An 11,785-nucleotide genomic window follows, 5' to 3' on the forward strand; every position below is an offset into this window, starting at 1 on the left:
CCCGCCCCGGCCCACCGACGCCCCCCCCGCGCCCTCCCACGGTGGGGGCTTCGTGCGCCGGCGGGTGCCGCGTCGTCTACGCGAACGGGTCGGCCGTCAGCGTGTACTTCGTCTGCAGGTACTCGTGGATCCCCTCGGCGCCGCCCTCGCGGCCGAGGCCGGACATCTTCCAGCCGCCGAAGGGCGCGGCCGCGTCGGACACGACGCCGACGTTGAGCCCCATCATCCCCGTCTCGAGGCGCTCGATCATGCGCTGGCCGCGGGCGAGGTCGCGCGTGTAGACGTAGGAGACGAGCCCGTACTCCGTGTCGTTCGCGATGCGCACGGCCTCGTCCTCGTCGTCGAACGGGACGATGGCGAGCACGGGGCCGAAGATCTCCTCGCGCAGCACGGCGCTGCCGGGCCGGACGTCGCTGAGCACCGTCGCGGCGAAGAACGACCCCGGGCCCTCGATCGCCGATCCCCCGGTCCGGAGCGTGGCGCCGCGCTCGACGGCGTCGCGCACGAGGCGTCCCGCGGACGCGACGGCCCGGTCGTCGATGAGCGGGCCGATCCGCACGCCGTCCTCGGTCCCCCGCCCGGTCCGGAACTCCTGCACGCGCTCGGTGACGCGGCGCGCGAACTCGTCGGCGACCGCCCGGTGCACGACGAACCGGTTCGCCGCCGTGCACGCCTGCCCGATGTTGCGGAACTTCGCCGCGATCGCGCCCTCGACGGCCAGGTCGAGGTCGGCGTCGTCGAACACGACGAACGGCGCGTTCCCGCCGAGCTCCATCGACGTCCGCAGGACGCCTGTGGCCGCCTGCTCGAGGAGCTTCTGCCCGACCGGCGTCGACCCCGTGAAGGACAGCTTGCGCAGCCGGGGGTCGCGGATGATGGCCTCGGAGACCGGGCCGGTCTGCGTCGTCGTGACGACGTTGACGACGCCCGGGGGCAGGCCCGCGTCCTCGAGGATGCGGGCCAGGAAGAGCGTGGTGAGCGGCGTGAGCGCCGCGGGCTTGACGACGACGGTGCACCCGGCTGCCAGCGCGGGCGCGATCTTGCGCGTGGCCATGGCGAGGGGGAAGTTCCACGGCGTGATGAGGTAGCACGGCCCCACGGGGTGCTGCGTGACGATCATGCGGCCGGTGCCTGCCGGGTTGGCGCCGTAGCGGCCCTGGACGCGCGGCGCCTCCTCGGAGAACCAGCGCAGGAACTCGCCGCCGTACGCGACCTCGCCGCGCGCCTCCGCGAGCGGCTTGCCCATCTCGATCGTCATGAGGAGGGCGACGTCCTCTGCGCGCTCCTGCAGCAGGTCGAACGCGCGGCGCAGGATCTCGGCGCGCACGCGAGCGGGAGTGGCGGCCCACGCGGTTAACGCGTCGCAGGCCGCGTCGAGCGCGGCGACGCCGTCCGCCACCGACGCGCTCGCGACCTCCTTGACCCGTTCCCCGGTGGACGGGTCGTCGACGCCGAGCACGGCGCCGTCCTCGGCGGGGCGCCAGGTGCCGCCGACGAAGAGGCCGTCGGGAACGGCGGCGAGCAGCGCGGCCTCGCGGGTGTCGGTCATAGGACTCCTTCGTCCGGCGACGGGCAGGGAAAACAGCGAGCATACCGCGCGGTATGTCGCTGCCCGGGTTGACGACGTGCAGCGCAGACCGGGCGGACACGCCGCTGTACGTGGTGTGACCCTGTACCAGCGCATACGACACACACGTGTCTGGTTGTGAGAAGCAAGCCGTAGATCGACACAGGTGAGGGCGGACGCCGCCGCGTGCTCACGGCGCGGCGTCGAGACCCTCGAGCTCGGCGACGAGGGTGCTGTGCTCGGCGTCGTGCCGGATCGCCGCGCCGAGCCGCTTGGCCGCATGCTTGTACGCAGGGTCGTCGAGGACCTGCCGGACGGCGCCGGCGATGCGGTCGGCCGAGGCGCGGCGCGGCAGCGCGACCCCCGCCCCGCGCAGCGTGACGCGCACGGCGTTGTCCGGCTGGTCGCGTCCGTGCGGCAGGACGACGACGGGGCAGCCCGCGACGAAGGCCTTGAGCAGCGTGCCGTGCCCGCCGTGCGTCACGACGAGCGCGGCCTCGCGCATGACGGCGTGGTGCGGCGCGGACGCGACGACGGTGACGTTCGCCGTCCCCGGCACCTCGCCAGGCGCCAGGCCCTGACCGGTCGTCACGACCCCCCGCACGGGCAGCGCCGAGAGCGCGTCGACGATGCGGCGCAGCAGCGCAGCGTGGTCCTGGAACGTCGACGAGAGCGCGACGAGGACGAGCGGGTCGCCGCCCTCGGGCGCGGACCACGGGACGCCGTCGGCCCAGGACGGGTCGTCGAGCACGGGCCCGACGTAGCGCGCGTTGGCCGGGAGCGGGCCGGGCAGGTCGAACGCGGGGCTGGTCATGACGAGCTGGCGGCGCGCGGCGCTCATCTGCTCCCACGACCGGGCAAGCGGGGCCAGTCCCAGCTCTGCGCGCAGCGCGTTCAACCGCTTGCGCGTGCTCCGGTCGAACACGCGTGTCGACGTGGCGGTCATCGCCCGGTCCCGCAGCCGGCCGAGCGGGCCGTGCGAGGGCTTCAGTCCCGCGCCGAACGGCGTGCGTCCCGGGGCGGGGAGCACGTACACGTTGGGGATCAGCACGTCGAACGGGATGCCGCGCGACTGCGCGGCGATCATCGCGCCGAACGCGAAGACCGACGTGACGACGAGGTCGGGCCGCTCGTCGTCCACGGCGGCGAGCACGTCGCGTGCGAATGCGGGAGCCGGGCCGGCGATCATCAGGTCACCCATGTCCCGCGCCTGCGCGAGGAGGCTGCGAGCCTCCCAGTCCCGGAGCGGGTCGTGCGCCGGGTCGCGGTCCGGGCGGTTCGGCGCCGTGCGCCACGGGACGAGCGTCGCGCCGCTCGCGCGCACCTCGGGCGCCATCGAGTCCTCGGCCAGCACCCGCACGCGGTGCCCGCGCTCCACGAGCCGATGCACGGCCCCCACCTCGGGCGGGACCGTCCCGCCGCCGTCGGTCAGGGCGAAGAGATAGGTGCGAGGCATGACCGGACCCCCAGTCGTCCTGCCGCGTGCGCCGGTCGGCGCCACGGCGGCGTCGGGGGAACCACGCTATACCCGTGCGGCGACCAACCCTAGATCTGCTAGGGTCTATATCCCTAGCACCACTAGGCATAGGAGTGCCATGCGTATCGACAAGGACCTCGTGGCCGCGTCGGCCACCCCGCTCGTCCTCGGGATCCTCGCCGACGGCGAGTCCTACGGCTACGCGATCCTCAAGCGGGTCGACGAGCTCTCGGGCGGCCGGATGCAGTGGACCGACGGCATGCTCTACCCCCTCCTCCACCGGCTCGAGCGGCTCGGGTACGTCGAGGCGTCGTGGGGCACGTCCGACGTCGGGCGGCGGCGCAAGCACTACGCGATCACCGCGAGCGGCAAGGAGGCGCTCGTCGAGCGCCAGCAGCAGTGGAGCGTCGTCGCCGACGCGCTCAAGCAGGTGTGGCAGACCACGCAGGACGGGTTGCCCCAGTCGCCGCGCCTCGCCGAGGGGTGGGCCTGATGGCCCCCGGCACGACGGCGCCCGGGGCCGCGGGTGCGGCGGCCCCCCGTCCGCACGCCGAGCTCGAGGCCCAGATCGACCAGTGGCGCGGGTACGTCCGGCGTCGCGAGGCCATCGCCGAGGCCGACGTCGACGAGATGGAGGACCACCTCCGCGAGCGCGTCGAGGACCTGCGCGCGACCGGGCTCGACGACGAGGAGGCGTTCCTCGTCGCGGTCAAGCGCATGGGCAGCCTCGACGACGTCTCGCGCGAGTTCGCGCGCGAGCACTCCGACCGGCTGTGGAAGCAGCTCGTGCTCGTCCGTGAGGAGGAGGCCGGGCGCCGGCGCTCGTGGCGCGAGCTCGCGGTCGTGCTGGCGCTCGCGGTCGGTGCGGGCGTCGCGGTGAAGATCGCGGCCGAGACCCTCGACGAGGACACCCTGTACCTCAACGTCGGGCTGCTCGTCCTGCCGTTCCTCACCGCGTACCTCGCGTGGAAGCGACAGGTCACGGCGCGCGTCGTCGCGGCGCTCGTCGTGCCGTTCGTCGTCCTCGGGGTGGTGCTCAACGTCTACCCGTTCGAGCCCGCCGGCTCGACGCTCGTCCTCGCCGCGCTCAGTGCGCCGGTCACCCTGTGGGCCGTCGTCGGGCTCGCGTACGTCGGCGGGCGCTGGCGGTCCGACGGCCGGCGCATGGACTTCGCCCGGTTCACGGGCGAGCTGGCCGTCTACTTCACGCTCCTCGCCCTCGGCGGCGGCGTGCTCCTCGGGCTCACGGCCGGCGTCTTCTCGCTCGCCGACGTCGACCTCGAGCCCTACCTCGAGAACTGGATCCTGCCGTTCTGCGTCCCGGGCGCGCTCGTCGTCGCGGCGTGGCTGGTCGAGGCGAAGCAGAACGTCGTCGAGAACATCGCGCCCGTCCTGACGCGCGTGTTCACGCCGCTGACGCTCGTCATGCTGCTCGCGGTCTTCGTCGTCCTCGCGACGGCGGGGAACCTCGCCGCGGTGGACCGCGAGCTCCTCATCCTCATGGACGCGATCCTCGTCCTCGTCCTGTGCCTGCTGCTCTACTCGGTCTCCGCACGTGACCCGCTCGCCCCGCGCTCGTTCTTCGACGGCCTGCAGGTCGTGCTCGTGGTCGCGGCGCTCGCCGTCGACGCGTTCGCGCTCACCGCGATGCTCACGCGCATCGCCGAGTTCGGCGTCAGCCCGAACAAGGCCGCGGCCCTCGGGCTGAACCTGCTGCTGCTCGTGCACCTCGCCTGGTCCGCCTGGCTCGCGACCGGGTTCCTGAGGAGCCGACGGCCGTACGCCGACCTCGTACGGTGGCAGACCCGGTTCCTCCCGGTCTATGCGGTGTGGGCAGCCCTCGTCGCCGTCGTGTTCCCGCCGGTGTTCGGCTTCGCCTGAGCACACCGCGCTCTGCCGAACCCGGGGTTGCGTGCCGTTCGAGGCGCCGATCGGCACGCAACCCCGGGTTCGGCGTGCCTGGGAGGGCGGTCAGTTGATGGGGGCGCTCGACGCGCGCGTCACGACGCGGCAGGGCAGCTCCTCGATGCCCGGCCGGACGGTGCCGTCGATCGCGGCGAAGAGCCGCTGCGCAGCGACGCGACCGACGCGCTCGAGGTTCATGTCGACGCTGCTCAGCTGGGGGCGCGCGTTCGTCGAGAGCACCTCCCAGTTGTCGAACCCGATGACGGAGACGTCGACCGGGACGTCGCGACCGAGCTCGCGCAGCGCGTCGAGCACGCCGCGGGCGATCTGGTCGCTGCCGCAGAAGAACCCGTCGACGTCCGGGTGCTGCTCGACGACCATGCGCGCCGCGCCCCGCCCCCAGCCCTCGCTCCACGAGCCGAAGTAGGTCTGCCCACCGACGAGCTCGAGGCCCGCGGCGTCGAGCGCCGCGCGCGCGCCGGTCGCCCGGTCCTGCGCAGCCTTGTATCCGGGGTCGCCCGAGACGTGGGCGATCCGGCGCCGACCGCACGACAGCAGGTGCTCGACGGCGAGGCGGCCCGCCCCGACGTTGTCCGCGGTGATCGAGTGGTCGGCGGGGTCCTCGGACGGCGCGTACGCATAGACGACGGGGACGGGGATGTCCGGTCCCAGGGGAGGCCGCGGCTCGGTGCGGGACCCCACGACGATGAGGCCGTCGACGCGCCGGGACAGCAGCGCGCGCACGTGGTGCTGCTCGCGGATCGCGTCGCCGCGCGCGTCGCACAGGAACACCGAGACCCGGCCGGCGCCGAACGCGTCCTCGGCCCCCATGAGCACGGGGATGGAGAACCGGCCCTCGAGGTCGCTCGTGAGGAGCCCGACGGTCCCGCTGCGGCCCTTGAGCAGCCCGCGCGCGAGCGCGTTCGGCGCGAACGACAGCCGCTCGGCGGCCTCGAGCACGCGCAGACGCGTCTCGGCCTTCACCTGGTCACGGCCGTTGATCGCCTTCGAGGCGGTCGCGATGGAGACGCCGGCGAGGCGGGCCACGTCGGTGAGCGTCGCTGCTCGCGGTGCGCCGTTGCCCTGGTTCGTCATGAGGCCGTGCCCCCTCCTGGCATCCGGGCGCCCTCGCGCCCCTGCCGGTCCTACGTGATGGAACTGTAACCCGTCGGATCGCTTGACGGCCGCCCCGACCTGTCCTACATTCAGAAAACCTTTTCGGCTGCTTTCCGTCAAGCGCGTCTCGGGTCAACAGTGTCCCGTTGGGGCCGCGGAGAACCAAGAATAGCGGCCACGAAGGTGACACGGCCAGATCTCCTGGCCGGACTTCGACAGCCGGACCGAAAACGGTTCGGGACGTGCGGCACGGGTGCCGGACGCAGGCAGGGCTCGACGACGAGTGCTTAGGAGAAGCGAGATGACGAACCACCGCAGGACATCGGCGACGAGGGCCGTGGCCTCGACGCTCGTGATCGGGCTCACCGCCCTCGGGCTCGCCGCGTGCGGCGGCTCGAGCGACGGCGACGGCGGGGGCGGCGACGGCGCCGAGATCAGCAGCCCCGAGGGGGTCGACGACGGCAGCACGCTCACCCTCTGGACGCGCGCACCCCTCGAGAAGCAGGCGAAGCTCCTCGTGGACGCCTACAACGACAGCCACGAGAACACGGTCGAGCTGACCATCGTGCCGAACGACGACTACGTCGCGAAGGTCGGTGCCGCGGCAGGCAGCGACAGCCTTCCCGACCTGTTCGCGGCGGACATCGTGTACGTGCCGAACTGGGTCGAGCAGGGCCTCTTCCAGGACATCAGCGGGAACATCGAGCAGCTCGACTACGCCGACCAGATCAACCAGGGTCACCTCGAGGCCGGGACGTCCGCCGACGGCGCGGAGCACGTCCTGCCCTTCGTGCTCGACGTGTCCGTCATGTTCTACAACAAGGCGCTCTACGAGCAGGCCGGGCTCGACCCGGAGCAGGGTCCGACGTCGCTCGCCGAGTACGCGGAGCAGGCCAAGGCGGTCGACGCTCTCGGCGGCGGGGTGGACGGCACGTTCTTCGGCGGGAACTGCGGCGGCTGCCTCGTCTTCACCTGGTTCCCGATGGTCTGGGCCGCGGACGAGGACGTCATGAACGCCGAGGGCACCGAGTCGCTCCTCGCGAGCGACACCGCGAAGGACGTCTACTCGACCTTCAAGGACCTCGTCGACTCCGACGCGGTCGGCGCAGGCACGCGCGACGAGACCGGCGCGACGTGGGTCGCGCCGTTCCAGGAGGGCAAGGTCGGGGTCATGCCGTACCCGGCGACGCTCCTGTCGACCGCGGACGAGACGGTAGACGTCGGGGTCGCGCCGATCCCCGGTCCCGACGGCGGCGAGTCGACCTTCGTCGGTGGTGACGGCCTCGGCATCTCCAAGGACTCCGAGCAGTCCGACCAGGCGTGGAACTTCCTCCAGTGGATGATGTCGGAGGAGGCTCAGGTCGAGGTCCTCGCCCAGAACGGCGACGTCGTCTCGCGCGCCGACCTCACGGACAACGAGTACTCGTCCGCCGACCCGCGCGTGCAGATGATCAACGAGGTGGCCGCGAAGGGCCGCACGCCCGTCGCGCTCAACTTCCAGCAGGCGTTCAACGCGCCGAACAGCCCGTGGCTCACCCTCGTGCGCAACGCGGTCTTCGGCGACGGCTCGAGCATCGACGCCGACAACGACGAGATCACCGCGGTCCTCTCGCAGTAGCGCAGGTCCCCGCCGTCGTCGCCGGACCCCGGTCGAGGCGACGACGGCGGGCACCCGTCGGCCCGTGGGTCACCCACCGGCCGGCGCACCTCGTCCCCACCCCACTCCATGCCACCGGAGCACGTCATGTCAGTGCAGCTGCCGCTCTCGAGCGACCTCACCAGTGCGGGAACCCCGCCACCGTCCCGGCGTCGTCGCCGCCCAGGCCGCCGCCACGCCCTGAACGGCTGGGCCTACGCGGCTCCGACCGCGGTCTTCGTCCTCGTGTTCTTCGTCCTGCCCGTCCTCCTCGTCGGGCAGATGTCGGCCTCCGACTGGCCGCTGCTCTCGGGGAACCAGGGCGTGAACTTCCCCGAGAACTTCCAGGACGCGGTCGACAACCGGTTCTTCTGGGACTCGGTCGTCTTCACGCTGAAGTACACCGCCATCGCCACGGTCCTCCTCATCGGCCTCGGACTCGGCCTCGCGCTGCTGGTGCAGGAGTCGACCCACTGGAAGAGCTTCCTGCGCACCGCTGTCCTCGTGCCGAGCGCGCTGGGCCTCGCGTCCGCGTCGCTCCTCTTCTACGCGCTGTACTCCCCGCAGGTCGGCCCGATCTCCCCGTTCCTCGAGCGCCTCGGCCTCGTCGACGCGCCGGTCTCGTTCCTCGGCTCCCCGGACGGCGCGCTGTGGTCGACGGTGTTCCTCGTGGTCTGGCGCTTCGCCGGGTTCTACATGCTGCTGCTCATGGTGGGCCTGCAAGGGATCCCGCACGAGGTCTACGAGGCCGCGCGCATGGACGGTGCGAGCCGCTGGCAGACCTTCGCGCGCGTGACCCTGCCGCTCCTGCGCCCGTCGCTCGCGCTGTGCACGATCCTGTGCGTCACCGGCTCGCTGCTCGCGTTCGACCAGTTCTACATCCTCACGAAGGGCGGCCCGGACAACAGCACGATCACGGTCGTCCAGCTCATCTACAACATCGCCTTCCAGGGCCAGAACGACCTGGGCGTCGCCGCCGCGCTGTCGATCATCGTCCTCGGCGCCCTCGTCCTCATCAACGTCGCGCAGATCCGTGGGATGCGCGCCCCCGAGGAGAAGTGACATGACCCTCGCACCCAGCGCCCCGCCGTCGGGCACCCCCTCCGGCACGCCCTCGGGGACTCCATCCCGCACCGCCGCCGCGCACCCGCCGTCGCCCTCGCGCCGGCCCGCCGCCCCCCGGGCCCGCATCGCGGGCATCGCCACCCGGATGCCGTACTGGGTGTTCACCGGTGGGCTCGCCCTCGTCTTCCTCTTCCCGCTCGTGTGGGCCGGCGTCGCGTCGTTCTCGCCCCAGCCGGGCTCGAACCAGGTGGACGGCTGGGGGTTCGGCAACTACGTCACCCTCGCGAACTACCAGGCCGGCATCTTGCAGTACCTGGGCAACTCGGTGGTCGTGTCCGGGCTGACGGTGATCTTCACGCTCGCGGTGTCGACGCTCGGCGGCTACGCGTTCGCGCGGTTCCGCTTCCCCGGCCGCGACGTGCTGTTCCTCGTGACCCTCGCGATCCTCATGGTTCCGTACGCGACGCTGCTCATCCCGCTGTACGTCCTCCTCAACGCGATCGGGCTGCAGAACTCGCTCCTCGGCCTCTCGCTCGTGCTGACGATGTTCCAGCTCCCGTTCGCGACGTTCATGATGCGCATCTCGTTCGAGTCCGTGCCGCGCGAGCTGGACGAGGCGGCGCTCGTCGACGGCTGCTCGTCGTTCGGCGCCCTGCGCCGCGTGCTGCTCTCCGCGGTCAAGCCCGGGCTCATCACGGTCGGGCTCTTCGCGTTCCTCGCCGCGTGGAACGACTTCGTCGCTCCGCTGATCCTCATCGCCGACTCCGACCGGGCCCCGCTCCCCCTCGCGGTCGCGAACATGCGGCAGCAGGTCATGGGGATCGTCGACTACGGCGCGACCGAGGCGGGCGTCGTCGTGCTCGCCGTCCCGTGCGTCGTCCTCTTCCTCGTGCTCCAGCGCCACTACGTGCGCGGCTTCATGTCCGGGGCGCTGAAGGGATGACGACGCCCGCCGTCGCCCCCGAGCCCGCACCCCGCGCCCTCGCCGGCGCGGCCCCCCACGACCGAGGTGGCGCCGCCACCCCCGGAGGTACCCCCATGACCCTCACCCCGACCGCACCCGCGTCACCGGCCGACTCCGGCCGCGGGACGTCGAGCACGGGCGGTCGCCCGGTTGTCCCGTCGACCGGACGGCTCGTGCCGCTCGGGCTCGCCCAGGTGCGGATCACCGACGGGTTCTGGGCACGGCGTCAGGAGACGAACCGTGCGGCCACCCTCGCGCACATCGAGCACTGGCTGGAGCGCGAGGGCTGGCTCGCGAACTTCGACGCCGTCGCGCACGGCGGCTCCCCGCGGTCCCGGCGCGGCCGCGAGTTCTCGGACTCCGAGATCTACAAGCTCCTCGAGGCGATGGCGTGGGAGCTCGGGCGGCGGCCGGACGCCGACCTCGAGGCACGGTTCCACGCGATCGTGCGGCGCGTCGCGGACGCGCAGCAGCCGGACGGCTACGTCGGCACGATGTTCGGGCGCCCCGGGCAGGGCGCCCGCTACTCCGACCTGGAGTGGGGTCACGAGCTGTACTGCCAGGGGCACCTCATGCAGGCGGCCGTCGCGCGCGTCCGGACGGGTCACCCGGACGACCTGCTCGTCGCGGTCGCGCGCCGCTCGGCGGACCACGTGTGCGCGACGTTCGGCGAGGGGGCCAACCCCGGGGTGTGCGGGCACGCCGAGATCGAGGTCGCGCTCGCCGAGCTCGGCCGGGCGCTCGACGAGCCGCGCTACGTGCGCCAGGCGGCGCTCTTCGTCGAGCGTCGTGGTCGCGGGACGCTCGACGACATCGAGTGGGGGCGGTCGTACTACCAGGACGACGTCCCGGTGCGCGACGCGGACGTGTTCCGCGGGCACGCGGTGCGCGCCAACTACCTGGCCGCGGGTGCCGTCGACGTCGGCGTGGAGAACGGTGACGACGAGCTCGTCGCGGCGGTGGCCCGGCAGTGGGAGCGCACGACGGCGACCCGCACGTACATCACGGGTGGCCAGGGGTCGCACCACCAGGACGAGGCGTTCGGCGAGGACTTCGTCCTCCCGCCCGACCGCGCCTACTCCGAGACGTGCGCCGCGGTCGGCTCGACCATGGTCGCGTGGCGGCTGCTCCTGGCCCAGGGCGACGCGCGCTACGCCGACGCGATGGAGCGCGCGCTGTTCAACGTCGTCGCGACGTCGCCCGCGGACGACGGCCAGGCGTTCTACTACGCGAACACCCTGCACCAGCGCGTCCCGGGGGAGCCTGCCGCTCCCGACGCCGTGAGCCGCCGCGCGGAGTCCTCGCTGCGTGCCCCGTGGTTCGAGGTCTCGTGCTGCCCGCCGAACGTGGCGCGCACGTTCGCGAGCCTCGCCGCGTACGTCGCGACGGTCGACGAGGGCGGCGTCCAGATCCACCAGTACGCCCCGAGCGAGATCCGTGCCGCGCTGCCCGGCGGAGGCGCGGTCCACCTCGAGGTCGAGACCGCGTACCCGGACGACGGCCGCGTGCGCGTGCGGGTCGTCGAGGCGCCCGGCGAGCGGTGGGCGCTCACGCTGCGCGTGCCGCAGTGGTCGCCGACGGCGTCGCTCACCGTCGACGGGCGCGCGGCGCGGCACGTGCCGGCCGGGTCGGTGGCCGTGCCCGACCTCCGGGCGGGGAGCGTCGTGGAGCTCGAGCTCGACATGACGCCCCGCTTCCTGCGGCCGGACGACCGGATCGACGCCGTGCGCGGGTGCGTGGCGGTGCAGCGGGGCCCGGAGGTCCTGTGCCTCGAGTCGGTCGACCTGCCGGGAGGCGGTGACGTCGCGGACGTGCGCGTCGACGCGTCGGTGCCTCCCCGGGAGTCAGGTGGCCGGGTCGTGGTGCGCGTCGTCCCCGTCGCGCACGGCCGCCGTGCCTCGTGGCCGTACACCGCGGCGGACCGCGCCGGTGAGCGGGAGCTCGCCCCCGACGGGGTGGACGTCCCCCTCGTCGCCTACCACGACTGGGCCGGCCGGGGTCCGTCGACGATGCGCGTGTGGATCCCCGTCGCCTGATCGGCAGGGCCGCGGAGAA

Annotated in this window: 9 protein-coding genes; 6 read left to right on the forward strand and 3 right to left on the reverse strand. The window is 72.8% G+C overall.

Going from position 1 to position 11,785, the window contains the following annotated elements:
* Positions 1-76: 76 nt before the first annotated feature.
* Together ACMXGY_RS00175 and ACMXGY_RS00180 are read right to left on the reverse strand one after the other, a co-directional pair.
* On the reverse strand, positions 77-1,549 hold the full coding sequence (locus ACMXGY_RS00175) for an NAD-dependent succinate-semialdehyde dehydrogenase (RefSeq protein WP_483774873.1): 1,473 nt from the start codon (positions 1,547-1,549) through the stop codon (positions 77-79).
* 208 nt (positions 1,550-1,757) lie between these two features.
* The gene (locus ACMXGY_RS00180; protein ID WP_483774874.1) at positions 1,758-3,023 is read right to left on the reverse strand and encodes a glycosyltransferase; all 1,266 of its coding nucleotides are present in this window, start codon (positions 3,021-3,023) and stop codon (positions 1,758-1,760) included.
* A gap of 139 nt (positions 3,024-3,162) precedes the next feature.
* Here ACMXGY_RS00180 and ACMXGY_RS00185 point away from each other — a divergent pair, with 139 nt between their 5' ends.
* Positions 3,163-3,537, forward strand: a complete 375-nt coding sequence (locus ACMXGY_RS00185; RefSeq protein WP_483774875.1) for a PadR family transcriptional regulator — start codon at positions 3,163-3,165, stop codon at positions 3,535-3,537.
* A complete protein-coding gene (locus ACMXGY_RS00190; protein WP_483774876.1) occupies positions 3,537-4,925 on the forward strand; it encodes a permease prefix domain 1-containing protein in 1,389 nt (462 codons plus the stop codon). The genes ACMXGY_RS00185 and ACMXGY_RS00190 overlap by 1 nt, the downstream gene beginning before the upstream one ends.
* 90 nt (positions 4,926-5,015) lie before the next feature.
* Here ACMXGY_RS00190 and ACMXGY_RS00195 read toward each other — a convergent pair whose 3' ends face one another.
* A complete protein-coding gene (locus ACMXGY_RS00195; RefSeq protein WP_483774877.1) occupies positions 5,016-6,044 on the reverse strand; it encodes a LacI family DNA-binding transcriptional regulator in 1,029 nt (342 codons plus the stop codon).
* A 322-nt stretch (positions 6,045-6,366) separates the two neighbouring features.
* On the opposite strand from ACMXGY_RS00195, the gene ACMXGY_RS00200 reads away from it, so the two are divergent.
* The 4 genes from ACMXGY_RS00200 (at position 6,367) to ACMXGY_RS00215 (ending at position 11,766) form a co-directional block, all read left to right on the forward strand.
* The gene (locus tag ACMXGY_RS00200) at positions 6,367-7,683 is read left to right on the forward strand and encodes an ABC transporter substrate-binding protein (RefSeq protein ID WP_483774878.1); all 1,317 of its coding nucleotides are present in this window, start codon (positions 6,367-6,369) and stop codon (positions 7,681-7,683) included.
* A gap of 126 nt (positions 7,684-7,809) precedes the next feature.
* A complete protein-coding gene (locus ACMXGY_RS00205; protein ID WP_483774879.1) occupies positions 7,810-8,763 on the forward strand; it encodes a carbohydrate ABC transporter permease in 954 nt (317 codons plus the stop codon).
* A gap of 148 nt (positions 8,764-8,911) precedes the next feature.
* A complete protein-coding gene (locus ACMXGY_RS00210; RefSeq protein WP_483774880.1) occupies positions 8,912-9,709 on the forward strand; it encodes a carbohydrate ABC transporter permease in 798 nt (265 codons plus the stop codon).
* Positions 9,710-9,804: 95 nt separating this feature from the next.
* The gene (locus ACMXGY_RS00215) at positions 9,805-11,766 is read left to right on the forward strand and encodes a glycoside hydrolase family 127 protein (RefSeq protein WP_483774881.1); all 1,962 of its coding nucleotides are present in this window, start codon (positions 9,805-9,807) and stop codon (positions 11,764-11,766) included.
* Positions 11,767-11,785 lie beyond the last annotated feature (19 nt).

The sequence above is a fragment of the Cellulosimicrobium sp. G4 BAM 1002 genome (assembly GCF_057126935.1).

What these genes read in the sequence shown, in the direction of transcription:
- ACMXGY_RS00190 (WP_483774876.1), top strand. Translation starts at nt 3,537, where the DNA reads ATGGCCCCCGGCACGACGGCGCCCGGGGCCGCGGGTGCGGCGGCCCCC.
- ACMXGY_RS00195 (WP_483774877.1), bottom strand. Translation starts at nt 6,044, where the DNA reads ATGACGAACCAGGGCAACGGCGCACCGCGAGCAGCGACGCTCACCGAC.
- ACMXGY_RS00200 (WP_483774878.1), top strand. Translation starts at nt 6,367, where the DNA reads ATGACGAACCACCGCAGGACATCGGCGACGAGGGCCGTGGCCTCGACG.
- ACMXGY_RS00175 (WP_483774873.1), bottom strand. Translation starts at nt 1,549, where the DNA reads ATGACCGACACCCGCGAGGCCGCGCTGCTCGCCGCCGTTCCCGACGGC.
- ACMXGY_RS00180 (WP_483774874.1), bottom strand. Translation starts at nt 3,023, where the DNA reads ATGCCTCGCACCTATCTCTTCGCCCTGACCGACGGCGGCGGGACGGTC.
- ACMXGY_RS00185 (WP_483774875.1), top strand. Translation starts at nt 3,163, where the DNA reads ATGCGTATCGACAAGGACCTCGTGGCCGCGTCGGCCACCCCGCTCGTC.
- ACMXGY_RS00215 (WP_483774881.1), top strand. Translation starts at nt 9,805, where the DNA reads ATGACCCTCACCCCGACCGCACCCGCGTCACCGGCCGACTCCGGCCGC.
- ACMXGY_RS00210 (WP_483774880.1), top strand. Translation starts at nt 8,912, where the DNA reads ATGCCGTACTGGGTGTTCACCGGTGGGCTCGCCCTCGTCTTCCTCTTC.
- ACMXGY_RS00205 (WP_483774879.1), top strand. Translation starts at nt 7,810, where the DNA reads ATGTCAGTGCAGCTGCCGCTCTCGAGCGACCTCACCAGTGCGGGAACC.